At 45.3% G+C, this 26,441-nt stretch carries 24 protein-coding genes; 18 read left to right on the forward strand and 6 right to left on the reverse strand.

Annotated features, from left to right (window positions below; genetic code table 11):
- Positions 1-62 precede the first annotated feature (62 nt).
- The gene (gene chrA / locus Q1A70_RS06690) at positions 63-1,208 is read right to left on the reverse strand and encodes a chromate efflux transporter (RefSeq protein WP_299688239.1); all 1,146 of its coding nucleotides are present in this window, start codon (positions 1,206-1,208) and stop codon (positions 63-65) included.
- 100 nt (positions 1,209-1,308) lie between these two features.
- Here chrA and Q1A70_RS06695 point away from each other — a divergent pair, with 100 nt between their 5' ends.
- Complete coding sequence (locus Q1A70_RS06695) at positions 1,309-2,235, forward strand: LysR family transcriptional regulator (protein WP_299688242.1); 927 nt, start codon at positions 1,309-1,311, stop codon at positions 2,233-2,235.
- A gap of 256 nt (positions 2,236-2,491) precedes the next feature.
- Here Q1A70_RS06695 and Q1A70_RS06700 read toward each other — a convergent pair whose 3' ends face one another.
- Positions 2,492-3,832, reverse strand: a complete 1,341-nt coding sequence (locus tag Q1A70_RS06700; RefSeq protein ID WP_299688245.1) for an MATE family efflux transporter — start codon at positions 3,830-3,832, stop codon at positions 2,492-2,494.
- Positions 3,833-4,173: 341 nt separating this feature from the next.
- The gene (locus Q1A70_RS06705; protein WP_299688248.1) at positions 4,174-4,731 is read right to left on the reverse strand and encodes a gamma-glutamylcyclotransferase family protein; all 558 of its coding nucleotides are present in this window, start codon (positions 4,729-4,731) and stop codon (positions 4,174-4,176) included.
- Positions 4,732-5,036: 305 nt separating this feature from the next.
- On the opposite strand from Q1A70_RS06705, the gene Q1A70_RS06710 reads away from it, so the two are divergent.
- Positions 5,037-6,221, forward strand: coding sequence for an NnrS family protein (locus Q1A70_RS06710; RefSeq protein WP_299688251.1), 1,185 nt, complete (start codon positions 5,037-5,039; stop codon positions 6,219-6,221).
- Positions 6,222-6,289: 68 nt separating this feature from the next.
- Here Q1A70_RS06710 and Q1A70_RS06715 read toward each other — a convergent pair whose 3' ends face one another.
- Positions 6,290-7,297 carry an adenosine deaminase gene (locus Q1A70_RS06715; protein ID WP_299688254.1) on the reverse strand — a complete coding sequence of 336 codons (1,008 nt, stop codon included), beginning with the start codon at positions 7,295-7,297 and terminating at the stop codon, positions 6,290-6,292.
- 394 nt (positions 7,298-7,691) lie between these two features.
- Here Q1A70_RS06715 and Q1A70_RS06720 point away from each other — a divergent pair, with 394 nt between their 5' ends.
- Both Q1A70_RS06720 and Q1A70_RS06725 read left to right on the forward strand, forming a co-directional pair.
- Entirely contained in the window at positions 7,692-8,009 is a 318-nt protein-coding gene (locus Q1A70_RS06720) for a DUF3622 domain-containing protein (protein ID WP_136996773.1), read from the forward strand.
- Between the two features lie 258 nt (positions 8,010-8,267).
- A complete protein-coding gene (locus tag Q1A70_RS06725; RefSeq protein ID WP_299688262.1) occupies positions 8,268-8,807 on the forward strand; it encodes a DUF3332 domain-containing protein in 540 nt (179 codons plus the stop codon).
- An 88-nt stretch (positions 8,808-8,895) separates the two neighbouring features.
- Here the strand turns inward: Q1A70_RS06725 and Q1A70_RS06730 are convergent, their stop codons facing one another.
- Complete coding sequence (locus Q1A70_RS06730) at positions 8,896-10,368, reverse strand: aminoacyl-histidine dipeptidase (RefSeq protein ID WP_299688265.1); 1,473 nt, start codon at positions 10,366-10,368, stop codon at positions 8,896-8,898.
- Positions 10,369-11,429: 1,061 nt separating this feature from the next.
- On the opposite strand from Q1A70_RS06730, the gene Q1A70_RS06735 reads away from it, so the two are divergent.
- The 14 genes from Q1A70_RS06735 (at position 11,430) to pgpA (ending at position 24,408) form a co-directional block, all read left to right on the forward strand.
- Entirely contained in the window at positions 11,430-12,719 is a 1,290-nt protein-coding gene (locus Q1A70_RS06735; RefSeq protein ID WP_299688268.1) for an NCS2 family permease, read from the forward strand.
- Between the two features lie 83 nt (positions 12,720-12,802).
- On the forward strand, positions 12,803-13,267 hold the full coding sequence (gene tet(34) / locus Q1A70_RS06740; protein ID WP_299688271.1) for an oxytetracycline resistance phosphoribosyltransferase domain-containing protein Tet(34): 465 nt from the start codon (positions 12,803-12,805) through the stop codon (positions 13,265-13,267).
- An 89-nt stretch (positions 13,268-13,356) separates the two neighbouring features.
- Positions 13,357-14,610 (forward strand): esterase FrsA, encoded by a 1,254-nt coding sequence (gene frsA, locus Q1A70_RS06745; protein WP_299688274.1) that lies wholly within the window; start codon positions 13,357-13,359, stop codon positions 14,608-14,610.
- 147 nt (positions 14,611-14,757) lie between these two features.
- A complete protein-coding gene (gene crl, locus Q1A70_RS06750; protein ID WP_299688277.1) occupies positions 14,758-15,147 on the forward strand; it encodes a sigma factor-binding protein Crl in 390 nt (129 codons plus the stop codon).
- A gap of 140 nt (positions 15,148-15,287) precedes the next feature.
- Positions 15,288-16,427: a glutamate 5-kinase gene (gene proB, locus Q1A70_RS06755; protein ID WP_299688280.1), complete on the forward strand. Its 1,140-nt coding sequence runs from the start codon at positions 15,288-15,290 to the stop codon at positions 16,425-16,427.
- A gap of 57 nt (positions 16,428-16,484) precedes the next feature.
- A complete protein-coding gene (locus tag Q1A70_RS06760; RefSeq protein WP_299688283.1) occupies positions 16,485-17,735 on the forward strand; it encodes a glutamate-5-semialdehyde dehydrogenase in 1,251 nt (416 codons plus the stop codon).
- Between the two features lie 155 nt (positions 17,736-17,890).
- Positions 17,891-18,340, forward strand: coding sequence for a transcriptional regulator NrdR (nrdR, locus tag Q1A70_RS06765; protein WP_299688286.1), 450 nt, complete (start codon positions 17,891-17,893; stop codon positions 18,338-18,340).
- A gap of 39 nt (positions 18,341-18,379) precedes the next feature.
- On the forward strand, positions 18,380-19,459 hold the full coding sequence (gene ribD, locus Q1A70_RS06770) for a bifunctional diaminohydroxyphosphoribosylaminopyrimidine deaminase/5-amino-6-(5-phosphoribosylamino)uracil reductase RibD (RefSeq protein ID WP_299688409.1): 1,080 nt from the start codon (positions 18,380-18,382) through the stop codon (positions 19,457-19,459).
- 69 nt (positions 19,460-19,528) lie between these two features.
- Positions 19,529-20,185 carry a riboflavin synthase gene (locus Q1A70_RS06775; RefSeq protein ID WP_048612249.1) on the forward strand — a complete coding sequence of 219 codons (657 nt, stop codon included), beginning with the start codon at positions 19,529-19,531 and terminating at the stop codon, positions 20,183-20,185.
- 108 nt (positions 20,186-20,293) lie between these two features.
- Positions 20,294-21,403 (forward strand): bifunctional 3,4-dihydroxy-2-butanone-4-phosphate synthase/GTP cyclohydrolase II, encoded by a 1,110-nt coding sequence (gene ribBA / locus Q1A70_RS06780; RefSeq protein ID WP_299688289.1) that lies wholly within the window; start codon positions 20,294-20,296, stop codon positions 21,401-21,403.
- Between the two features lie 295 nt (positions 21,404-21,698).
- Complete coding sequence (gene ribE, locus Q1A70_RS06785; RefSeq protein ID WP_004741508.1) at positions 21,699-22,169, forward strand: 6,7-dimethyl-8-ribityllumazine synthase; 471 nt, start codon at positions 21,699-21,701, stop codon at positions 22,167-22,169.
- On the forward strand, positions 22,169-22,636 hold the full coding sequence (gene nusB, locus Q1A70_RS06790) for a transcription antitermination factor NusB (protein ID WP_004734399.1): 468 nt from the start codon (positions 22,169-22,171) through the stop codon (positions 22,634-22,636). The genes ribE and nusB overlap by 1 nt, the downstream gene beginning before the upstream one ends.
- Before the next feature lie 291 nt (positions 22,637-22,927).
- The gene (gene thiL, locus Q1A70_RS06795) at positions 22,928-23,905 is read left to right on the forward strand and encodes a thiamine-phosphate kinase (RefSeq protein ID WP_299688294.1); all 978 of its coding nucleotides are present in this window, start codon (positions 22,928-22,930) and stop codon (positions 23,903-23,905) included.
- Positions 23,902-24,408: a phosphatidylglycerophosphatase A gene (gene pgpA / locus Q1A70_RS06800; RefSeq protein WP_299688297.1), complete on the forward strand. Its 507-nt coding sequence runs from the start codon at positions 23,902-23,904 to the stop codon at positions 24,406-24,408. The genes thiL and pgpA overlap by 4 nt, the downstream gene beginning before the upstream one ends.
- A 128-nt stretch (positions 24,409-24,536) precedes the next feature.
- Here the strand turns inward: pgpA and dxs are convergent, their stop codons facing one another.
- Entirely contained in the window at positions 24,537-26,420 is a 1,884-nt protein-coding gene (gene dxs / locus Q1A70_RS06805) for a 1-deoxy-D-xylulose-5-phosphate synthase (protein WP_299688299.1), read from the reverse strand.
- Positions 26,421-26,441 lie beyond the last annotated feature (21 nt).

Below are 26,441 nucleotides of genomic sequence, written 5' to 3' on the forward strand. Positions count from 1 at the left end.
CGCTGGCATTCATGTTGATGTGGCTACCGATGTATTGTTGAACGCGAAATGTACAGCAAAGATCAACACGCCCTAGTCATTGCGCCAAATAACATGAACACGCCCACTAACCCTACGATCGGCATCTTCATCGTTTTCAATAGCCACACGCCAACAATGATCAAAGCGAAGTCTAAACCACTACTCACTGCGCTTATGAAGATTGGTTGATACAGGGCTGCCAGCAATAAACCTACAACTGCCGCATTCACACCAGTTAGAGCGCCTGCGACCAACGGTTTACTCGCGATAGCCTGCCAGTTTTTCAGTACCCCGAGTAGCAATAAGAATCCTGGTAAGAATACGGCAATTGTAGCGAGCAATGCGCCTGCTATGGGAGCTGAAGGCATCAGCACATAACCTAGATAAGTCGCGAGTGTAAACATCGGGCCGGGTACGGCTTGGGCAGCGGCATAGCCTGTTAGAAATGCATCTTGTGACAGTTGTTCACCAATACTATTTTGCAATAACGGAAGTACCACGTGTCCGCCACCGAACACTAAACTGCCTGCTTGGTAGAACAAGCCAAACACTTCAATACCCTGAGAATAAGCACTGAATAGAGGTAGGCCTACTAATAGCCCCACAAAAATCACGAGTGGCGTTACCGATATTTTTTTTGTTGAAGGCGTCGTTTTTAGCTCTTGAGACGTCAAGAACTTACTACCAACTATCGCTGCAAATAGAAGTACTAAAACTTGAGGCCAGATGCCTGGAATCAGTAGCAGAACAATCGCGGTAATCACACATAAGGCGGTCGCTATCTTCGATTGGCAAAAGTTCTTGTACATACCAAAGGTTGCATCAGCTACAACAACTACTGCTAACAACTTAAGCCCGTGAACGATTGAATTGAAAAGTGGTGCTTCCAATAGCTGGTTGCTGACTAAGGCTAATATCAGCATCAGAATGACAGATGGGGAAGTGAAGCCTACAAATGCAGCAATAGCACCGGTTAAGCCTCCTTTCTTGTAGCCAACCGCAAAGCCAACCTGACTTGACCCCGGCCCCGGCAGAAATTGACTGAGGGCGACAATCTGCCCGTATTCTTCGTCGGATAACCAATTCAGTTTCTCAACAAAGGTTTTACGGAAGTAGCCAATGTGTGCTGCTGGTCCCCCAAAGCTAATCCAGCCAAGCCAGAAAAAAGTTTTAAAAATTGAAAGCATGCTCGATCCCAGATAAATGTTTAGCGTAATTTAGGGTGAGTTGGATTATGATTCAAATTAATTGTTTTAATTATAAGTATGAATGATATGGGTTTTATGAGTGGCTGATTTTAACTGGAAAGGTATCGACCTAAATTTATTGATTGCACTGCAGGCTCTGTATCAAACCAACAGTGTAAGTAAGGCTGCTGAGCGTTGCTATGTCAGCCAATCTGCGATGAGTCATAGCCTACAAAGGCTTCGAAAGCTGTTTGATGACCCTTTGTTTGAGCGGGTCGGTAGTAAGATGCAAGCGACCGAGCGAGCCGTTGAATTATCGGGTACGGTAGAGGCTTTACTCAATACCATTCAATCTGAGGTACTGCTGTCTAAACCGTTTGATGCTGCGACCTATAACGGGACTTGGAAGATTGGCCTTACCGATTATGCGGAGCAGATGTTTGCCCCCGTAGTGTTTGATCTTATTAAGCACTCTTCTCCGGATTCCCAAGTGGCGTTGTTTAACGTCAACCGAACCAACTACCAGCAAGTCTTTGAAGACGCGAAGCTTGATATTACGATAGGCAGTTTTGGTGAGGTGCCAGCTCTATACCGAACAAAACATGTGTACACAGAGCAACATGTTTGTCTATTTGATCAGTCGGTTCTGTCCATTGAGCCGCCGATGTCTTTAGAGCGGTTTGTTGCGGTTGAACATGCACTGGTGTCGCCAGATGGATCTTTGAAAACAGGTGTCGATACTCGCTTGGCGGAATTAGGCCTTAACCGAAAAGTCGCAATATCTTCCAGCAATTTTCTAACGGTAAAACGACTGATTCGAGGCCGAGCGTTGCTCTGTATTGTTCCCAAACTTGTTGCCCGTAAAGACATTGATAGCGAAGAAACCTTACTGGCAGTGAAGCCACCGATTGAAGTACCGGATTTTGATATCCAGCTTGTGTATCGAAAGACCAAGCAGTTAGATGATAAAAATAAGCGACTTAGAGAACTGATTACGCATGCTGTCTCAATGGTGATTACGGAGTAATTTGCAGCGATGGTTCGTCGCCACTAACTATTTTTAGAAAAATCCGGTTTATTATTAGAACCTGACTATACTTAAATTACGGTGTGAAATAGCCGTAAAGAATAGAATTTTTGATTTACCTAAGTGAAAAAATGGCTGCACCTGACTAATGTAGCTAAAAGCTCTGCCAGACTAAATGGACTTGGTTGGTCTTAAAGCGCTAGATCCCCCTAGCGCTTTTTCTTTTGCGTGAAGCAAATTTAAGGCTATCAATCAGTTAGAAAGAGAATCGAGTCCACTTCTGAGCTCTCCAGCGATGCGCCATGACGATGCCACGAAACCACTCGTCCATCGCGATTGCCATCCAAGCTCCGAATACCCCATAGCCCCAGTGCACGCCAAGCAAATAGCTCATGGCAACCCCAATCCCCCACATGCTGAGTATCCCCATTTTTACGGGGAACTTAATGTCGCCTGTCGCTTTCAAACATGAGATGAAGATCAGGTTAAAAACTCGTCCCGCTTCAAGAACTATTGAGCCGGTGAGCAGTGCGATGGCGAGGGCTATGATCTCTGGATCTTGAGTAAACAGATCGATAATTTCAAAGCGGAACAGATAAACCAGGCAGGTAATCGTGGTCGAGGCGATAAAGCCCACCACAAAATAGCGCTGCACGCGGCTGGTAATTTCATCAATCCACCCCTTACCAATGTAATAACCCGTTTGGATCTGGCTGCCTTGACCAATTGCCAACGCAAAGGCGAAAGAGAGTCGGGAGATGTTTTGTGCGTAGGTGAATGCTGCTAATGAAGCTGTCCCCATCTGCACCACAAAGAACATTATGGTGATCTGCGCCATGTTGTAAGAGAGCACTTCTCCCGCGTTCATTGAACCGATCTTAATGATTTTCTGATAGATGGATTTTGGTACCGATCGAAACTGTGTGAGAGGTAGATCAATCCCTTTATTTCTGACGACAACAATCAAGATCACCATTCCTATCACTTGGCTAATCACGGTTGCGGTTGCCACCCCTTGTACACCAAGGACTGGCAGCCCAAAAGGTTGATATAAGGCGCAGTAGTTACCAAAGACATTGATGACACCTGAAATCATGTTGATCACCATTGGTGATTTTGAGTAGCCATGGCTGCGTAAAATGGTGGTTAGTACTACGCCGATGGTGACGTTGAAGGTGAGGGCACCACTGATGAACAGATACTCTTGAGCGTATTGTTCAACTTGAGGTTCCAGTTGATAGAGCGGGATAAAATGCTCAGCGGCAAGTATCGCAATAATACTGAGTAACACACCGGTAATCATGGCCAGTATGATGCTAGCAACGCCTACGTGAGCGCTCTCTTGAGTACGAGATGAACCGTTATATTGCGCGATTAAAATCCCCGTACCGCTACTGACCATGGTAGAGACGATGATCAGAAAAAAGGAAATTTGAGAGATAACACCCACCGCAGACACGGCTTTGTCTGAGTACCCCGATAGCATGAATACATCACTGGTGTTAAGGGCAGTTCTCAGTAGAACTTCGACAAAAATTGGCCAGGTGAGCGCAACGATTCCCATGCGTTTATTTAGGGTGGAATCAGCATTCGGCATTTAGGTTTTCTCAAAAAAGGTAGGCGACACTATAGTTTAGTCGTTATTGAGTAAACGACTATCAAATTAATGTTCGGATCACAGGTTAGGGGAAACTAAATTCAAATAAGCGCTCTAGGCACAATGTTTAGGTGTGGCTCATGAAATTTTTAGAGAGGTTTCATATCGAGAGCACTCTTTGTTTTATGTGAACAAAATCTTGGCTGTGCTAGAGGAGTCCAGCGAATAGAGTAAAAAGATCATAGTAGGCCAAATACTAAAGCCGTTACCTCAATGTCGAGGTATTGATGACTGGCAGTAGAAGGCGTTTAATTTCACTGGGCGATTTGAAATCGGTGTAATCACTCGCTGCGTACACTCAGTATCAAACCATCAATCACACTGTGGTGGTGATCCGACACCCCAGCAAGATTACCGTATTTTGGCTGGTGACGATCATTTTCTAATGGGTGATGCCAGCCTTGCGTGTGTTTAACAAAGTGCGCCGCAAAGCTTTCGGACACCTCTAGGCATCCTGCCAATACCGTATCGACATAGGTTTGAACGATAGGGCTGTTCTCACAAGGCGCTTGAATTTCATCTTTGATGTATACCCAGATCGATTGATCCTGCTTGAACTCGATTTGGCTTTCTATCTGAGAGGCTTTGAGTTCGATTCGGTGATATCCACGTTCACGACGATCAAATTCAGCCAATGCCACATCATCCACCTCAAGCAAAACACCATTCACTTGACCTTCACCAAGATTGACGATCAAAGGTGATAAAACATAGCTGTCATCGATCTTGCTCCAGTGACGAACTAGGCCATGGACAATAGCAGGGATCGCTTGTCCAGTTTGACCGGTAAGTTGACGTGAAGATGAGTTGATCAAGCTGCCATAACCAAAAATATACATCGCATTCCTCGTCAGAGTGGTTCCAGTTAAGTCTAGCCTTACTATATGTGCAGCTAAACCAAAAGTCAGCCGTTTTCTGTACATACACTTAAGTGTCAATATGACTTGTTTTATGATGTCTAATTGACTCAACCTGAGGCTTGGAATATTCGTACTGTGCTGTTTTTAAATGATTTCCTTATTTGGCGCGTTTCGTGCAACGTTGAATGAACTATGACAGTAGAAATTACTGCACCATTAATGGACTATTCTATAGCCATTCCTAGAAGCCACGCTTGGCTTGTTATCTGAAATAAGGAACGAGTTTGTTAAATATCACCGATAAAAGTGTCGAAGATGCGATTCCTGCTTATCTTCGCTTAGGTTTTAGACCTTTCTTCTTTTTAGGCAGTCTCTATGCTGTGATCGCGATTGTGGTTTGGGTCATCATGTTCCAAAACGGTCAGCCAGAAATACTAAACGTGCCAGCACTGTGGTGGCATGTCCATGAGATGTTATTCGGCTTTGCGATGGCGATTGTGGTCGGCTTTGTGTTAACGGCGGTACAAACTTGGACGGGGATCAATGGAACCAAACACTATCGATTAGCAGCCTTGGTTGGTTTGTGGCTCGCCCCACGCGTTCTGTTTTGGACTCCTGCTCCGCTATGGCTGATCTCTTCGATTGAAGCGCTATTTTTGATCTTTGCCGCTTACGAAATTGGTTTTCGAGTCGTTCAAGCGAAAGGTTGGAAGAACCTGTTCTTCGTGCCGCTGTTTATATTGGCTATCGTGGCGAACTTTGCTAGCTACGCGACCATTAAGGGTATGCCTCCATTCCCATCGTCTGCGGTATGGCAGGCGATGTTGTGGTGGTTTACCTTGCTACTTTCAGTGATGGGAGGGCGAGTGATCCCTTTCTTCACAGCGCGTCGTTTTGATTTTGAAAAAGCGCAGCCATTGGTGTGGTTGGAATGGTTGGCAAACTTGCCTTTGGTAGGGCTGTTTGTTTTGAGCTTTTTCCCACTCACCTTTGCTCAAGTAGGTAATGAGCTAATGGTGTTTGCTGGCGTGACTCAGTTGGTGCGATTTATCCGCTGGAAGCCTTGGACAACCTTGTCTGAACCTTTGGTGTGGTCACTGCACGCGGCTTACTTGTGTATCCCTTTAAGCTTGTTGTTACGTGGTTTGTTAGATAACCCATTTGCGAGTCATAACATGTTGCACCTGTTTGCGATTGGTGGCTTGAGCGGTTTGATTCTGGCGATGATTACGCGAGTGACAATGGGACACACTGGTCGTGCGATTTACAAAGGACCAAGCATGGCGCTAGCGTTTTCAGCGATATTTATTGCCGCGCTGGTTCGTAGTTTAGGTGTGACTTTCTTCCCTGCGTATTTATTTGAGATGGTCAACATCAGCGCGGGATTATGGACGTTAGCATTTGGGCTGTTTATCTGGAAATTTGGGATGCTGCTGTTAACGCCAAGAGTAGATGGCCATCCGGGCTAAGCCAATGGATTATCACCTCATACAGAAAGGGAAAGCTCAGAGCTTCCCTTTCTTATCTTGATAACTCATTAAGTATTCGCAGCAAGGTATTGGCGTACCTGAGTGATGAGATCTTGTTTGGCATGAGGCGAGATGAAACTGGCTTCGATAGCATTAACACTGAATTGTGCTAATTCGCTTTTTGTCACTGGGTGAGCATTGGCAACGGCGAGGAAGTTATCATTCATATAGCCGCCGAAGTAAGCCGGATCATCGGAATTGATGGTGACGCACAGCCCTTTTCTCAGTAACTCGACGATGTTGTGCTGTTGCATGGTATCAAATACCTTGAGCTTAATATTCGATAGCGGGCAGACCGTCAGCGGTATACGTTTGGCGATTAGCTGTTCCATCAGGTTGTCATCTTCAACACAGCGAACACCATGATCAATTCGGGCGATACTTAGCAAGCTCAATGCATCGATAATATTTTGCGCTGGGCCTTCTTCGCCAGCGTGGGCGACGGTTAAGAATCCGTGGTTGATCGCCTCTTGAAAGACATGCTTGAACTTCTCTGGCGGGTGGTCTTGCTCTGATGAATCGAGTCCGACAGCAATGATCTTATCTTTATAGGGCAGGGCTTGCTTGAGTGTTTCAAAAGCGCTCTCTTCATCAAGGTGGCGTAGAAAGCACAGGATCAGCTGGCTGCTGATGCCAAGCTCTTGCTCCGCTTGTTCTAAAGCTTGGGTAATTCCACTAACGATAGTTTCAAAGGCTATACCACGCTCAGTGTGGGTTTGAGGGTCAAAGAATATTTCGGTATGAACCACGTTATCTTGCTCGCATTTTACTAGGTAAGCCCACGTCAGGTCGTAGAAATCCTGTTCATGAATCAGCACGTTTGCACCTTGGTAATAGATGCCGAGAAAGGACTGAAGGTTGTGGAATTGGTACGCGTCTCGCACTTGGTTAGGGGTTTCAAAGGGAATCGACACGTTATTGCGCTTGGCGAGATCGAACATCAGTTCTGGTTCTAATGTGCCTTCTATGTGTACGTGCAGCTCGACCTTAGGTAAATGTGTGATGAAACTATCCATAGCAACTCCTTAGCTATTTTAATTATCGGCGGAGTAGGTGAGGCAGTAGAGGTTGTATGCTTGACTAAGTGACTAAGTGACTAAGTGACTAAGTGACTAAGTGACTAAGCTGGCTATCTCTTTCTTTTCTCTCTGTTTGAGCATAGTTCATTTGATTGTGTTCGATAAAATAGAGCTCAAGTTGATGGTGAACCTAGGCTGATGAACCCATTGAAATCAAGCGCAAACGTTTTGCAGTATTAGAGTGTGATCCGCTGCAAATATTTGCAGCAATATTTATGGATTTGTGCTCTAATACCGCGCTTACCAAGGGATGGTGTTAAAGATGCTCACTTAGATGGAGTTATCAAAGTTGACCGATCCCTTAATGATCTCCCTTAGGAAAAAATAGAACATGTCTAAGAACAAAAAATTTGATATCCGCCTTACAGAAAAACGCAATGGTTGGTGCGCAGAGATTACTCGTCAAGTAACGTCTCGTAGCACAACGGTATCTAAGCGTGAGTCTGGTTTCGAAACTGAAGCTCTAGCACAAGAGTGGGCAGAGAAAGAGTTAGCATCTTTCATCGCAAACCAAGCTGAACGTAACGAGCGTAAATCAGAGCAGCGTAAAGAGCGTGACGAATTGCGTCACACGAAAGAGCTTAAAGCTGAGCAAGCACGTGAAGCGCGCGCTAAAGCTCGTTCAGAAGAGCAAGAAGACGCTGAGTAATTCAGTGCACGATTAACTTATAGGTCCCTTAATTTTAAGATAAGGGACCTATAATAAAAGCCCCAATATAACTTTTCTCTTTCTAGTTAAAAGTTTATTGGGGCTTTTTTATTGATTTCGTTCTATTTTCTATCGCTTATGGGCTGTGAATTGTCGTTTTTTTGACGATTTATAATTTTATTTTGATGCTCCTTAGGCCAATGGTTGCTATCATCCAGCGCCTTTTTTTGAGGGTGAATAAACGAAATTGAGATCTAAATGAAAAAAACAATGAAAAACATCGTAGCGTTGACAGTAGTTTCTGCGGCGCTATCTGGCTGTGTTGGTAGCAACGCAGTGACGGGTAAGCTCATGGAGGCGAATATTAAGGCCGTTGACAACCGTTATGCTCGTGGTGGCTTGAATATGCTTTTAGCACCTGCGTACGGCATCACGATTGCTGTGGATTATGTGGTATTTAATTCGCTGGAGTTCTGGACGGGTAGCAATCCACTAACGGGTGCTCCGCATATTTTTGATACCGATGCTGACACGTACTTTGATATCAACCATAAGCTTGATGAATCTCTGACTGAAGCGCCTGTAGGGCCTCTCACTCAAAACCGCATTATCGAACGCGGTGATATGTTCCAAGTTGATGAGAACACTGTACAGATGGAAATCACTTACCAAACGGGTGAAACGGCCACGCTGGTTGGTGTTCGTGACGGTGATGTTGTGACGTACTTTATTGACGGTGAAGTGGTGGCAGAGACCTCTATCGATGAACTTTCTGCTTACGCAGCAGCCCACGCTTAACCTTATATACAAACAAAAACAGGTACCTTAATGAGTACCTGTTTTATTTTGTATCGGCAAGCGGTAGTTATATCGACCGCTAATCGAATTATGCCTTTTCTGGGATCACTTCAAGCAGTGCAACCATTTGGTTCCAGAATAGTTCAACCGTATCAATCTTCACTTTCTCATCTGGAGAGTGCGGGAATTTGATGGTTGGACCAAAAGAAACCATATCCATGTTCGGGTAAGGTTCTTTAAATAGACCACACTCAAGGCCTGCATGGATAACCATGATGTTTGGCTTATGGCCGTAGATGCCTTGGTACATATCTCGGAAGATATGCATGATTTCTGAATCGGCGTCTGGTTTCCAACCTGGGTAAGCACCACCAAATTCAATATTAGCAACGGCTAACTCTGCAACAGAGCGAAGCATGTTTTCTACTTGGCTGCGACCTGAGTCGATAAGAGAGCGGATCAGGCAAAGCACCGTGATTGAGTTCTCTTGTGTTGTGATAACACCAACGTTTAGCGAAGTTTCGACTACGCCTTCTATCTCGTCACTCATACGAATCACGCCATTTGGACATGCATTCAGTGCCGCGATAAAACGAGCTTGGTCTGCTAATTCTAGCATGCCCATTTCTACAGAAGCTTGTTCGTTGAAAGTTACAATGCTGTCTTCTACTTTACCAAGCTCTGTAGAAAGTAGCTCTGTGTAGTCGTTGTATAGTGACGCTAGTTTTTCTTCGTTTGCAGCAGGTACCGCGACCGTTACAAAGCCTTCACGAGGAATCGCGTTACGAAGACTGCCGCCTGTGAATTCGACAATGCGAAGGTCTAACTCTTTTGCGTGACCCGCTAGGAAGCGAGCAAGCAGTTTGTTTGCGTTTGCACGACCAGTATGGATGTCACAACCAGAGTGACCGCCTTTTAGGCCTTTTAGTGTGAGCTTGCGTGTTACAAAATCTGCTGGAATCGCTTGACGTGCGATCTCAAATGTCATGGTACCGTCGCTACCGCCAGCACAACCCATGTAAACTTCGCCTTCCTGCTCTGAATCGGTGTTCAGAAGAATGTCACCTTCTAGCCAACCCGCTTCAAGACCAAAAGCTCCCGTCATGCCTGCTTCTTCATCGACCGTAAGGAGAACTTCGATAGGGCCGTGCTTGATTTCGTTTGATGCAAGAACCGCTAGGCAAGATGCCATACCAATGCCGTTATCAGCGCCAAGCGTTGTACCTTTTGCTGTTACCCACTCACCGTCGATATAAGGTTGGATTGGATCTTTGGTAAAGTCGTGCGCTGTGTCTTCGTTCTTTTGCGGCACCATGTCGATGTGAGCTTGCAGCACCACACCTTTTTTGTTTTCCATACCCGGTGTTGCTGGCTTTTTAATGAATACGTTGCCCGTTGGGTCACAACGCACATCTAGGCCTTGCTCCGTTGCCCAAGCAATGATGTATTGAGCAAGCGCTTCTTCATGCTTTGATGGGTGTGGGATTGAGCAAATTTTCTCAAAGAACTGCCAGATAGGGGCTGGAGATAAATTACTAATCTCAGAGCGGAATTCAGACATGGATGACTCCTTTTTTATTTGGTGACCATATATTTAGATCTTTGTTAGGTAGAAACTTAGCACAAAAAACTGAAATATGGGGCTATTTTATCGTGACAGCATACCACTAGAGCAATTTGACGAGTAGTGCTTATAAAGCTCAATTGTTTCAATTTTTGCAAGTGGTAGGGTTCGTTTGCTTATTAATCGTTATCTAAGTGTTAATTAGATGTGATAGCGAACGTTTGTCTCTCTATTTTGTAATTTAATTACGTAATTGGTTGTCTTATTAACCAGATTTGCCGATAAGCGTGACTCCGCGCAATAATATCTTGTAATATTTTTTCTTTGGTGTATATTAATAACCAACTTCTGAGATGAAGAGTAAATGCTCAAAGGATGAGTCCGTTTATCGCCTCCAAGGAACCGAGAAATCAAATTCGTATTATTGATTGATTAAGGTGATAGTTATGAAAGGTTTACCATCTGCAATGTTCTGGATTAATAGCTCTGTCTATACTAGTAACTTTGCATACCCTACGAGCTTTGGTTACTAATACCGTAAGCTTGTGACTTGAACATTTTGTTCACCCCCTATAATTGGAATTTTTTTACGACCTTTTGGTCGACAGATTCTACCGCCACTCATTTTTGAGTGGCGTTTTTTTTGCTAGCTACTTTATCCTCTATTTCTCGCTCAGCTTTCCTGCCAATTTCTGCCATTTATCTCGGTTGTTTTTTGAATATTACAATCTCAGTTTGAACGTCATTACCGATTCTGTTGAAAGGCAGGCTATTATTACTGGGTTTTATCTGAAGAAATAGCGCTGAATTCTCAATGGAAATAACAGATAGTTGAAAAAACAACCAAAGAGTTTAGTTCAATGTTTTTAATTTAAGATATTGTTTTTAATGGTATTTTATTTTGTTTTTATTGTTGTAGTTAGCGATATTTCATATGTCATTGAAGAAAATATCATTTAGAGTCTTAATTCTATCTGGAATTTGTTATTTGATAACTTTATAATCCACAGCCAATCGATTACGCAAACGTTTACTTTTGACACTTATAGGATTCGATAATGTTCGAAAAGCTATTCAAACTCAGTGAAAATGGCACCAATGTGCGCACTGAAATCATCGCTGGCTTAACCACCTTCCTAACCATGGCTTACATCATTTTTGTAAACCCAATGATTTTAGCTGATGCAGGTATGGACCATGGCGCTGTATTTGTAGCAACCTGTTTAGCGGCTGCTCTTGGCTGTTTCATTATGGGTTTTGTTGCGAACTACCCAATTGCTCAAGCTCCAGGTATGGGTTTGAATGCGTTCTTTACCTACGCAGTTGTGATGGGTATGGGCTATACATGGCAAGTGGCTTTGGCTGCGGTATTCGTCTCGGGCATTATCTTCATTTTCTTAAGCATTTTTAAAGTCCGTGAATGGATCATTAACTCGATCCCTATGTCTCTACGTGTTGGTATCTCTGCAGGTATCGGTCTTTTCCTAGCATTTATTGCACTGAGCAATGCAGGCATCGTTGTTTCTAACCCTGCGACTAAAGTGTCACTGGGTGATATTACTGCGATTGCGCCAATGCTTGGCGCGTTGGGTTTCTTCCTGACGATTGCCCTTGTTCACCGTGGCGTGAAAGGCGCAGTGATGATTGCGATTCTTGCTATCACCGCGATTGGCATTGCGATTGGTGATGTTCAATACGGCGGCATCATGTCGACGCCACCAAGCCTAGCTCCGACATTCATGCAGCTTGATTTCTCAGCGGTATTTGAAATCGGTATGATTTCAGTGGTCTTCGCCTTCTTATTCGTCGATTTGTTCGATACTGCGGGTACTTTGGTAGGCGTTGCAACGAAAGCCAACCTTATTAAAGAAGACGGCAAACTGCCGCGTCTTAACAAAGCACTGCTTGCTGACTCAACGGCAACGTCTATTGGTGCGCTACTGGGTACATCAAATACAACTTCATACGTTGAGAGTGTTGCGGGTGTCGCGGAAGGTGGTCGCACGGGTCTAACGGCCGTCGTTGTGGGTATCTTATTCCTGTTAGCGCTTTTCTTCTCGCCACTAGCAGGTATGATTCCAGCCTACGCAACATCAGGTGCATTGTTCTATGTAGCAATTCTAATGATGTCTGGCCTAGTTGGCATTGATTGGCGTGATCTTACGGAAGCAGCACCAGTCGTGGTAACATGTCTGCTGATGCCGCTGACGTACTCTATTGCTGAGGGTATTTCTCTCGGTTTCATCGCTTATGCGGCTATTAAGCTGCTAAGTGGTAAAGGTCGTGACGTTTCACCTGCTGTGTGGATAATGTCAGCTATCTTTATTCTGAAATACATTTTTGCTTAATCGTCTAGATTTTTGGTTGAGCGCAGAAGAGGCTATGCCTAGCATAGTCTCTAATAACATGAAAAATTATTAGGTTTTATACTATGAGCAACAAATTCATTATCACTTGGGACAACATGCAAACTTACTGCCGTCAACTTGCAGAACTGCAAATGCCAGCAGAGCAGTGGAAAGGCATCTGGGCTGTAAGCCGTGGTGGTTTGGTTCCTGGTGCAATCTTGGCTCGTGAGCTAGGTATCCGTCACGTAGATACGATTTGTATCTCTAGCTACGACCACGATCACCAACGTGATATGACAGTAGTTAAAGCACCTGAAGGTGATGGTGAAGGCTTCCTGATTGTTGAAGACCTTGTCGATAGTGGTGACACAGCGCGTAAGCTTCGCGAAATGTACCCTAAAGCGAAACTTATCGCAGTATGTGCAAAACCATCTGGTGCTGATCTACTTGACGAGTACGTTGTTGATATCGCTCAGGACACATGGATTGAGCAACCTTGGGATACGACGCTAAGCTACGTTGAGCCAGTAAATCGCAAGGTAAAATAAGCGTAAGCTAAGTTTTTTGAAAAATGACCCTTTATAGGGTCATTTTTTTTTATATTATTAACGATATCCATTTCCTATTAAGTACCCTCATGTCTGAATCAGAAGAAACGAGCTCGAACCTGTCGGAAACCTTGTTTGTAAAGCATAAACAGGCCAAAGAGACGTCGATGTTAACGCGTTATATGCCAAGCTCTGAAACGTTACTCGATGAAAAGCGTGAACAGCAAAACTTATCATGGTACCGAAACTTAAGGCGTCTTCAGTGGGTGTGGCAAGGCGTGAATCCTATTGAGCAAGAGGCGGTTTTGGCGCGAATTGCGTCATCAAGCCATTCTCGCACCACCGATGAGTGGTTGGATACCGTGATGGGCTATCACAGTGGTAACTGGGCATATGAGTGGACCAAGCTGGGTATGCAGCACCAAAATCGTTCTAATAGTAAGAGCGGAGAAGACGTCGCTGAAGAGCTGTTCTCGGCCTCTCTGTGTTTCAGTATTGCCGGTTACCCGCATCTTAAAAACGATAACCTAGCCGCGCAGGCGCAAGTACTGGCAAATGCGGCGTATTCTGAAGCGATTAAACACACCAAGCTGATCGTTAAACAGATTGAGGTGCCGTACAAAAATAAGAAGATCAAAGCCAACTTACACCTAGCGAAAACAGATAAGCCACAACCGGTTGTGATCGTTAGTGCAGGCCTCGATAGCTTGCAAACCGATATGTGGTGTTTATTCAGGGATTATTTGGCACCAAAGAACATTGCCATGTTAACGGTTGATATGCCGTCAATAGGACACAGCGCACATTGGCCTCTAACGGAAGATTCGTCTTGCCTTCACCAAGCGGTGCTCAATGAGTTGCCTAAGATTCCGTGGGTCGATCACCATAAGGTTGGATTATTTGGCTTCCGTTTTGGTGGTAATGCCATGGTGAGGTTATCTTTCCTTGAGCAACATAAGATCAAGGCGTGTATTGCTTTAGGAGCACCGATCCACGATATCTTTGTTCATCCTGATAAGTTAAAGCAGATGCCTAAGATGCATTTAGACGTGCTGGCTTCACGTCTTGGCAAAGGTGCGGTTGATATCAACAGTCTTTCCGGTCAGCTGATGGCATGGTCACTCAAGGTTCAAGGGCTGTTGTCAAACAGTAAGACCAGAGTACCGATATTAGCATTGGCTTTGGAGGGAGACCCAGTGTCACCTCCGACGGATAACAAACTGGTCGCGATTTACAGTGATTATGGTAGAGCGAGAGAAATCAAATCGAAATCCATTACACAAGGCTATGAGCAATCCCTCGAATTCGCGATAAAGTGGCTTGAGGATGAATTATTTAGATGACATCTCTCTGAAATTAGTTGAGTATGGAAAGGTATGCAACCTAAGTAACTAATACTCAGTGGTGATTAATAGGGTGGGAGGCTGTTTTAAGTCTTCTACTTTAAATCTGAGTAACGTCATTCTTAACATTGAAAATGGAGATTCAATATGTCAAAAGTGACACAACAACCTACTCATTATCGTTTGTTGAACGTTTTAAAAGCAATTGGCCCTTATTTGAGAGAGCCGCAATCTGAAGAGGGCCACTATCTTTTTGATTGCTTGTCGGTGTGCGTAAACGATAAAAAGTCACCAGAAGAGCGCGAGTTTTGGGGGTGGTGGCTTGAGTTGAATAAGTCGGAAGAGGGCTATTCAGCGAAATACAATATCGGTAAATACAACATGGATGGTAACTGGGATTGTTTACCACTACCTAAAAAGGCGGTCGCGGAAGTGTCTCGCACTCAAGAAGCCTTTCATAAAAAACTGGTTGATGAACTGCAAAGTAAGTTTGAAATCAGCGTCCAACTGGACGAAGAGTCTGTCGAATTCGTCTGATTTTAAAGACGACTCTTCTTTATCAGGTAAAAAGGTGCGATATAAAGTAAAAAGGTGCGATTTCGCACCTTTTCTGCTTGTGAATTCCCCAGTTGATTGCTAAAACATCACCTCTTATTTGTTTATCCGTAAAAGACTTCATGACAACAAATCATCAAAGCGGGACAACAGCACAGCGTAAAACTGTGGTTGTTAAACTGGGTACCAGTGTCTTAACTGGTGGAACATTGGCATTAGACCGCGCTCACATGGTTGAGCTGGTTCGTCAATGTGCTGAATTAAAAAAACAAGGCCACTCTGTGGTTATGGTTTCGTCTGGTGCAATTGCAGCAGGGCGTGAGCACCTTGGTTACCCCGCACTTCCCAACTCAATGGCGAGCAAGCAGTTGCTGGCGGCAGTTGGGCAAAGTCAGTTGATTCAAGCTTGGGAGTCTTTGTTTGCTATTTATGGCCTTAAGATTGGTCAGATGCTACTAACGCGTGCCGATCTTGATGATCGTGAGCGTTTTCTTAATGCCAGAAACACAATCAATGCGTTGATTGAACACAATATTATTCCTGTCGTTAACGAAAACGACGCCGTAGCGACTAACGAAATTAAAGTGGGTGACAACGATAACTTGTCGGCGCTGGTGGGTATTTTGTGCGGTGCAGATAAGCTTTTGTTGCTCACAGACCAAAAAGGTCTATTTACCGCCGATCCTCGTAAAGATCCAAATGCCGAACTCATCAAAGAAGTGAAAACCATTGATGACACACTGCGTAAGATCGCAGGCGGCAGCGGTACTGCATTAGGTACGGGCGGTATGGCAACGAAACTGCAGGCGGCAGATATTGCGCGTCGAGCAGGTATTGAAGTGATTATTGCAGCAGGCAGTGCTGAGAATGTGGTATTTGACTCATTGAGTGATAACCCGCAAGGCACTCGCTTCTTGCCTTTAGAGGAAGCGCTAGAAAACCGTAAGCGTTGGATTCTCGCAGGCCCAGCGTCTGCTGGTGACATCGTGGTTGACGATGGTGCGGTGAGTGCTGTGAACACCAAAGGCAGCAGCTTATTAGCAAAAGGGGTCATTCGAGTTCGCGGAGAGTTTTCTCGTGGTGCTGCAACCCAAGTGATGGACACGAAAGGTAAGGTCATTGCGCGTGGTATCTCCAGTTACTCAAGTCAAGACCTAGTCAAAATAGCGGGCAAGCACAGTAAAGATATTGGTGAGATTCTTGGTTACGATTATGGGGCTGAGGTGATTCACCGAGATGACCTAGTTGTGATTCAAGAGTAGCTCGTGCGAATCGCCTTGTTACATCCAAAGACAGACAGAATTTAGGGAGAGTTAAACGTGGATTTAACTAACATGGGTATTGCAGCAAAAGACGCTGCTTTCCACCTCGCGACCGCATCAACGGCGCAAAAAAACCAAGCATTGGCGATCATCGCAGATGAGCTAGAAGCTAACGCGGCGGATATTCTAGAAGCGAACGCGAAAGATATTGAACTGGGCCGTGCAGCGGGTCTAACGGATGCACTACTTGACCGTCTATTGCTCAATGAAGAGCGTTTGGCGGGTATTGCTAACGATGTACGTAACGTGATTAGCCTGAATGATCCCGTCGGCAGCGAGATTGACAGCAAAGTACTGGAAAACGGTATGTCACTGTCTCGCCGTCGCGTACCACTTGGTGTGGTTGGTGTCATCTATGAAGCACGTCCGAACGTAACCATAGATATTGCAGCGCTGTGCTTGAAAACAGGTAACGCAAGCATCCTACGTGGTGGTAAAGAGACGTTCTTCTCGAACATGGAACTGGTTAAAGTAATCCAGTCTGCACTAGAAAAAGCGGAACTTCCTGCGGCTTCTGTTCAGTACATCGAGAAGCCTGATCGTGAATTAGTTTCTCAACTACTGAAACTGGATGACTACGTGGATATGATTATTCCTCGTGGTGGTGCTGGCTTGCACAAAATGTGTAAAGAGAACAGCACCATCCCGGTGATCATTGGCGGCTTTGGCATCAGCCATATCTTCGTTGATGAAAGTGCGAACCTTGAAAAGTCGGTAGATGTGGTTGAAAACTCAAAAGTTCAGCGCCCATCAGCGTGTAACTCGTTAGATACTTTGTTGGTGCATGAAGCGGTGGCTGATGCTTTCTTCACTAAGTTGAAGCAGCGTTTAGCAGGCAAGGTAACCTTGGTTGCGGACGCGAGTGCAAAATCATTGCTTACTGGTTTTGAAGACCAACGTGATGCAGTTGAAGGTGACTTTGACACCGAATGGCTAAGCTACACGCTAGGCGTGAAAGTGGTTGCTGACGTTGCAGAAGCGATTGACCATATGCGCGTACATAATGCGAGCCACTCAGATGCGATCATGACCAACAGCTTAGACAGCTCTGAGCGCTTTATTAACTCGGTCGGTTCTGCAGCGGTTTACGTGAATGCATCTACTCGCTTTACTGATGGTGCACAGTTTGGTTTAGGTGCCGAAGTGGCGGTTTCTACTCAGAAGCTGCACGCTCGCGGCCCTATGGGCTTAGAAGAGCTGACAAGTTATAAATGGGTGGGTAAAGCGAACTATTTAGTTCGTGGTTAATGCTCGCGGTTAATTTAACTCCTTGGCTCATTTTTGAAATGGCTTTCGAGTAGCAATAATCAATGAATCACCACACAAAAGGGCCTGAATTGGCCCTTTTTCTTTCCTTACGTTTGGCAATTCCGTTACACTAATACTAATTATTTGGAGGTGATATGCATTGTCCTTTTTGTTCAGAGAACGACACGAAAGTAATCGATTCAAGACTGGTCGCCGATGGCCATCAGGTTCGTCGTCGTCGTCAATGCCTTGCATGTAGTGAACGTTTTACTACGTTCGAATCGGCGGAACTTGTGATGCCTAAAGTAATTAAGTCAAATGGAAACCGCGAACCATTCAATGAAGATAAAATGGTCGGTGGTGTTCAGCGCGCCCTAGAAAAACGCCCAGTGAGTGCTGATGCAATTGAACTTGCGATCAGTACGATTAAGTCACAACTCCGTGCAACTGGTGAGCGTGAAGTACCAAGCGAGATGATCGGTAATCTTGTGATGGGCCAATTGAAAGAATTGGATAAAGTAGCGTACATCCGTTTCGCATCGGTTTATCGCAGCTTTGAAGACATCCGAGAGTTTGGCGAAGAAATCGCTAGATTAGAGGATTAACCCTCAATCATGTCAAACTTTACTCCTCTAGATTATCAAATGATGTCGCGCGCTATTCACTTAGCTAAGCACGGCATTTACACCACAGCACCGAACCCGAATGTGGGCTGTGTCATCGTACAAACCGATGGCCAGATCGTTGGTGAAGGTTTTCATGCCAAAGCCGGTGAACCTCATGCTGAAGTGCATGCCATGCGAATGGCCGGTGATAAGGCAAAAGGTGCGACGGCTTACGTCACGCTAGAGCCTTGCTCTCATTACGGGCGAACGCCGCCTTGTGCTGAAGGTTTGATTAAGGCTCAAGTTTCGAAAGTGATTTGCGCCATGCAGGACCCAAACCCTAAAGTCGCAGGGCGTGGCATCAACATGCTACGCGACGCGGGTATTGAGGTTGAAATCGGTTTGCTTGAGCAAGATGCTCTCGATTTGAATCCTGCATTTATCAAGCGTATGCAAACAGGCATGCCTTTTGTTCAGCTTAAGATGGCAGCCAGCCTTGATGGGCAAACGGCGCTAGCAAATGGCCAGAGCCAGTGGATAACATCGCCAGAAGCACGTCGTGATGTTCAGAATTATCGAGCAAAATCCGGTGCGGTGCTATCAACTAGCCAAACGGTGATTGAAGACAACGCATCGCTGAATGTTCGTTGGGCTGAATTACCAAGCAGCGCTCAATCTCATTACGCTGAAGACGAGCTACGTCAGCCGATTCGCGTAATTCTTGATCGCCAAAATCAACTTCGCCCTGAGCTCAAGTTATACCAGACACCAACATCGGTATTGAGAGTCGCTGAAGCCTCTGCCGATATTACAGTCGGAACAACGGATGCAGGTCAGCTGGACTTACACGATTTGATGCGTCAGCTACCTGCGAATCATATTGACCATATTTGGGTCGAAGCGGGTGCCACGTTGGCACAAAGCTTGATTGAAGCGCAGCTGGTGGATGAGCTAATCCTCTATTTAGCTCCTAAACTTATGGGCAGTGACGGACGAGGTTTGATGGGCGCATTAGGGCTCACCTCAATGTCTGATGTGATTGACCTAGAAATTAAAGATGTTCGGCAGGTTGGTGTGGATATTCGCATCGTAGCGAAACCCGTATTTCGAAACCGATAATAACGAAACTATAGTGGGAATAAATCCGCTCACTACATACATGTCGTTGACAACAAAAAGAGTTTTAAAATGTTTACAGGAATTGTAGAAGCCGTAGGTACATTGAGTGCAATCACTCCCCGCGGAGAAGACATCACCGTAACGGTTAACGTGGGTAAGCTTGATATGGCTGACGTTCAGTTAGGCGATAGTATCGCTACCAATGGTGTTTGTTTGACGGTCGTGGAATTTAACGATCACAGCTACAGTGCAGACCTTTCGCTTGAAACCCTGAAAAAAACGGGTTTTGTCGATTACCAAGCAGGCGATAAAGTTAACCTTGAGAAAGCAATGTTACCAACCACGCGTTTCGGTGGTCACATCGTATCAGGTCACGTGGATGGCGTGGGCGAGATTGTTGAGCGTAACCAAGTTGGCCGTGCGATTGAATTCTGGGTAGAAATGCCGGCTGAAATCTCAAAGTATGTAGCTCAAAAAGGTTCGGTGACGGTGGATGGTATTAGTCTTACCGTGAACGATTTACGTAAGAATGCATTTAAGCTGACGATCGTTCCTCACACTTCGTCAGAAACCACCATTGACCAATTCAATGTCGGTCGTAAAGTGAATCTAGAAGTCGATGTGTTAGCACGCTACATGGAGCGTTTACTGCAAGGTCAGCAACAAGAGTCTGAGCCTGAATCTCGATTAACGATGGAATTCTTACAGCAGAATGGTTTTGCCTAACCGTTGATACAAAGTGCGTTAAGCGAGACTTTGTAAAGCGAAGCAATATTATCAGGTTTAAACAGTGTCGGTTCTTGGAAGCAGAACCATTTCAAAGGATATAGAACAATGCCAATTAGTACTCCTCAAGAAATTATTGAAGACATTCGCCTAGGAAAAATGGTTATCCTGATGGATGATGAAGATCGCGAGAATGAAGGCGATCTGATCATGGCAGCAGAACATGTGACGCCAGAAGCGATTAACTTCATGGCGATGTATGGCCGTGGCTTAATCTGTCTGACGCTAACCAAAGAGCGTTCAAGCCGTATGGGGCTAGCGCCTATGGTTCAAGACAACAATGCACAGTACACCACGAACTTTACGGTTTCGATTGAAGCGGCAGAGGGGGTCACTACGGGTATCTCTGCATCAGATCGCGCTGTGACGGTTCAAGCGGCAGTGGCGAAAGATGCGAAAGCGGCTGATCTTGTTCAACCTGGTCATATTTTCCCGCTGACAGCACAAGATGGCGGTGTTCTGACTCGCGCGGGTCATACGGAAGCGGGTTGTGATTTAGCACGTCTAGCGGGTTGTGAGCCAGCTTCGGTTATCGTTGAGATCTTAAATGATGACGGCACCATGGCTCGTCGTCCTGACCTTGAAGTGTTTGCAGAAAAGCACGATATCAAGCTAGGCACCATTGCGGACTTAATTGAATACCGTAACAACACAGAAACGACGATTGAGCGTGTGGCGCAATGTCACTTACCTACGGAATTTGGTGACTTTGAGCTTGTGACCTACCGTGACACCATTGACAACCAGATCCACTACGCGATGCAAAGAGGCGACCTATCTGAAGGTGCTCCTTTGGTACGTGTTCACCTGCATGACACGTTCACTGATCTGCTTCATTCAGACCGTGGTACTGAGCGTAGCTGGTCGCTAGATAAAGCGATGAAGCGCATTGGCGATGAAGGTGGTGTACTGGTTATTCTGGGCAACGAAGAGTCTTCAGATTTATTGATTCACAAAGTGAAGACATTCGAAGCGCAAGACAAGAACGAACAGCCAACTATGGCGAAGAAGCAGGGTACCTCGCGTCGTGTGGGTGTCGGTTCTCAGATCCTACAAGATCTCGGTGTGCACGATATGCGTCTGCTTTCTTCAAGCACTAAGCGTTACCACGCATTGGGTGGTTTTGGTCTTAACGTTGTTGAGTACGTTTGCGAATAAATCCTGTGTCAGCGAGCAGACGTTTCTCCGTTTGTAGCGACATAATTTACCGATGATTTCAGTGGCTCTTTTGGTGATAAATCTTGGCAAAAGAGCAAAGTAGCCAAGTTCGACTCAAAACGTGTTCAATACATAAACTTGGTTACTCACTGTTCCTATATGCTTGGGATCAGCGCTGCATTATCATCTTTACATTGCCGGTGTCTGTTCTTCTAAATTACCATTAGATATTGCTCACAGTTTTATGCTAGAATCCGGCGATTCTCACTTGATGAAAATAGTTAAAGGAAGGCTTATGAAAGTGATCGAGGGTGGCTTCCCAGCGCCAAATGCAAAAATTGCTATCGTTATTGCTCGTTTCAACAGTTTTATTAACGAAAGTTTACTTTCTGGTGCAATCGATACTTTAAAGCGTCATGGACAAGTAAGCGAAGACAACATCACTGTTGTTCGTTGCCCTGGAGCAGTAGAACTTCCACTTGTCGCGCAGCGCGTTGCAAAAACAGGTAAGTTCGATGCGATTGTATCTCTTGGTACAGTGATCCGTGGCGGTACTCCTCACTTTGACTATGTTTGTAGTGAATGTAATAAAGGTTTGGCACAAGTGTCTCTGGAATATTCTCTTCCAGTTGCGTTTGGTGTCCTTACTGTTGATACGATCGATCAAGCTATTGAACGCGCAGGAACCAAGGCTGGTAATAAAGGTGCAGAAGCTGCACTTAGCGCACTTGAGATGATCAACGTTCTTTCTGAAATCGATTCCTAATGGGGGCCAGTGTGAAACCAGCCGCACGTCGTAACGCACGTCAATTTGCTCTACAAGCAATTTATTCTTGGCAAATTACTAAAGAAAATATTGCTACCGTTGAAGAACAGTTCTTATCTGGTGGTAAGTATGATGAAGAAGAGCATCATGCTGCAGAGCCTGCACTTGCTATGCCAGAAACAGACGTTGCATATTTCCGCGACCTACTGACTGGTGTTGCTCTTAGCCACATGGAACTTGATAGCAAGCTTCGTCCATTCGTATCTCGCCCTATGCAAGATCTGGATCTGATGGAACTCGCGCTTCTACGTTTAGCTATGTACGAGATGACTCGTCGCGAAGATGTACCATACAAAGTGGTTATCAACGAAGCTATCGAGCTGGCGAAAGTATTCGCAGCAGAAGACAGCCATAAGTTTGTGAATGGTGTGCTTGATAAAGCAGCGCCACACGTTCGTAAGAAATAAGACGTTCGTATATTGAATCTAAAGGTCAGCTTTTATGCTGGCCTTTTTTGTAACTCAATTTCTGTAATATCAATAATACCAATTGTAGTAAATAATTGGTCACCCTAGCTTGCTAAAACGCTCGATAACTGCGCTACAATTTTTGATTGTAGAATAACTACTTATCGAAACTTCTTGTCGAAAAGAGCTGCCTTGTTCTCAAGCCTTTTCTCTACGCTAATTTTGATCACTTACTTACTGTGCTTGGTATAATTACGGCGATTTGTATGAAGACTAAAGATAGGGCATGTGATGTCTGGCGAATTTAACCTGATTGAAAAATATTTTGTAAATCGACAACCACAACGTAAAGACGTACATCTGGCCGCTGGCGATGATTGCGCTTTAGTTAAAGCGCCCAGTAATGTTGAGATCGCGATCAGCACGGATACCTTAGTTGCAGGCACCCACTTCTTAGCAGGGGCAAACCCGGCATGGGTGGCACATAAGGCTTTAGCATCCAACATTAGTGATCTTGCTGCGATGGGAGCTACTCCGGCTTGGGTTTCATTTGCTTTAACCATGCCTGAAGTGGATGAGACATGGCTGGCTCCATTTTGTGATTCTTTTTTCAAGCTTGCTGACTACTTTGGCATTCAGTTAATTGGGGGGGACACAACCCAAGGTCCGCTAAGTTTAACGCTGACTGTACAAGGTTTTGTGCCTGAAGGACGTGCATTGCGCAGAGATGGTGCTAAAGTGGGTGACTGGATATACGTAACGGGCAATCTAGGGGACAGTAAAGCTGGCCTCGAGGTGTTGCTCGACCCACAGCAGAACAGAGCAAAACCTTATGCGCTTGAGCTTGAAGAGAGGCACTACCTGAGTACGCCACGTGTTTTGGCGGGTCAGGCGTTAGTCAACCTTGCTTCATCGGCGATAGATATCTCAGATGGCGTGATTGCCGATTTAAAGCATATTCTTAAGCGCTCTCAGGTCGGGGCAAGCATTGATGTGAGTACCTTGCCAATCTCTCAAGAGTTACGCCAATTTGCACCAAATATCACCGCTGCTCAGCAGTATGCACTGACCAGTGGTGAAGAGTACGAACTGTGCTTTACTGTGCCGGAAGAAAATAAAGGGTCATTGGAAAGTACTTTGTCACATACTGGAACAAAAGTTACCTGCATTGGTCAAATAAGACCTGTAGAATTCTTTGAATTACATAATAACGGTAAGCCACTAAATTGGGACTTAACTGGTTATGATCACTTTAAGGTAAACGGATGACAAACCCTCTCTCTCTTATTTCTCTTAAAAACCCTTGGCACTTGTTAGCCACGGGGTTTGGCAGTGGCTTATCGCCTATTATTCCCGGCACAATGGGCACGCTTGCGTCAATTCCGTTGTACCTATTGTTGGTTCAGTTACCGTTTCCTGCTTACGTTGCCGTGGTGGTGGTAAGCTGCATTATTGGTATTAAGATCTGCCAAATAACGTCTGATGATATGGGTGTGCATGATCACGGTTCTATCGTTTGGGATGAGTTTGCGGGCTTTTGGATCACCATGAGCTTAGTGCCTATGCTGAATATTCCTGCCGATGACTGGAAATGGCTTCTGACTGGTTTTGTACTTTTCCGCTTCTTTGACATGGTAAAACCCTGGCCGATTGGTTGGTTAGATGCACGAATTCACGGCGGCTTAGGTATCATGATTGACGATATTGTGGCGGGTATTATGGCGGCTATTTCGTTGTATGCCGTGGCACATTTCGCTGGTTGGTTAGTGTGAACTAACTGAAAGATTAAGGTTTAGTTGGCGATACACCAAACTAATTAGCAGATACTAAAAAGGTTGACCCTAGGGCCAACCTTTTTTTGTTTGCGGAGCTTACGAGCTTACGAGCTTACGTATTAAGGCTACTTTGCAAGATAGTCAGAGATAGACTTCTCAATGCCTTTCGCGTCCAAACCAAGCTCTTCATGCAGTTCGCCTTGCGTACCTTGAGCAATGAACTTGTCTGGTAGGCCAAGGTTCAATACTGGCATCAGCAGTTTCTCTTGCATCAAGAATTCAATCACACCTGCGCCTGCACCACCTGCAATCGCATTCTCTTCGATAGTCACCAGAACATCGTGGTCAGCAGCAAGTTGTTTGATCAGAGCTTCATCGAGCGGTTTCACAAAGCGCATATCTACAACTGTTGCATCAATGGAGTCAGAGGCTTGAAGTGCACTCTCAAGGAAAGTGCCGAAGCTTAGGATAGCGACTTTCGAGCCCTCTTTTGCTTTTTCGCTTTCGCGAACGATACGACCTTTACCAATCTCAAGCGCAGTAAATTCATTTTGAATTTCAGTGCCCATACCATTACCGCGAGGGTAACGAACGGCACTTGGACCTGTATGCTGGTGGCCTGTGTATAGCATTTGGCGACATTCGTTCTCGTCGCTTGGCGCCATGATCACCATGTTTGGAATACAACGCATAAAGCTTAAGTCGAACGCACCTTGGTGTGTTTGACCGTCAGCCCCAACAAGGCCTGCACGGTCAATAGCGAACATAACTGGCAAGTCCATGATAGCCACATCGTGGATCAGTTGATCGTAGCCACGTTGTAGGAACGTCGAGTAGATAGCGACAATCGGCTTATCACCCGCAATCGCCATACCCGTTGCTAGCGTCACAGCATGCTGCTCAGCAATCGCTACGTCGAAGTATTGTTCTGGGTACTCTTTCGAGAAACGCACCATGCCAGAGCCTTCTCGCATTGCTGGCGTTATCGCCATAAGTTTAGGATCTTGCGCGGCCATATCACACAGGAAGTCGCCAAAAATCTTAGAGAAACTTGGTTTAGAGCTGGTGCTCTTAGGCAGACTTGAGTGTGCTGGATCGAATTTCGGTACGCCGTGGTAACCGATTGGATCTTTCTCAGCGGGCTCGTAGCCTTTGCCTTTCTTAGTCATGATATGCAGGAATTGAGGACCTTTAAGGTCTCTCATATTCTTCAGCGTTTTAATCAGCTCATTCACATCGTGCCCGTCAACTGGACCAATGTAATTAAAGCCTAACTCTTCAAACATGGTGCCAGGGACAACCATGCCTTTTAGGTGTTCTTCTGTACGGCGAACGAGCTCTTTAATCGGCGGAACGCCAGATAGCACTTTCTTGCCGCCCTCACGAATAGACGTGTAAAGACTGCCAGAAAGAACTTGAGCTAGGTGGTTGTTCAGAGCACCTACGTTTTCAGAGATCGACATCTCGTTATCGTTAAGGATAACCAACATGTCATTGTGAATATCGCCCGCGTGGTTCATAGCTTCGAAAGCCATACCAGCAGTAATTGCGCCATCACCAATCACACTCACGACTTTACGATTTTTGCCTTCTTTCTTAGCACTGATTGCCATGCCGAGGGCAGCACTGATCGAAGTTGAAGAGTGACCAACAGAAAGCGTGTCGTATTCGCTCTCTTCACGCCATGGGAATGGGTGCAGTCCGTCTTTTTGACGGATAGTCGACAAGCGGTCGCGACGACCAGTAAGAATCTTGTGCGGGTATGCTTGGTGCCCAACATCCCAAACCAATTGGTCAAAAGGCGTGTTGTACACGTAGTGAAGAGCTACTGTTAGCTCTACCGTACCTAAGCCTGACGCTAAGTGACCACTTGACTGGCTCACTGAGTTAAGAAGATAGGTGCGTAATTCATCACAAAGCTGTGTTAGCGTCTCTTTGGGAAGAAGACGCAAATCCTCTGGCTTATCAGCCAAAACAAGAGTTGGGTACTTTGATATATCAAGAGTCATAGGTAATGCGCGCTTATTGTC

Source organism: uncultured Vibrio sp. (assembly GCF_947488985.1).
Taxonomy (GTDB): domain Bacteria; phylum Pseudomonadota; class Gammaproteobacteria; order Enterobacterales; family Vibrionaceae; genus Vibrio.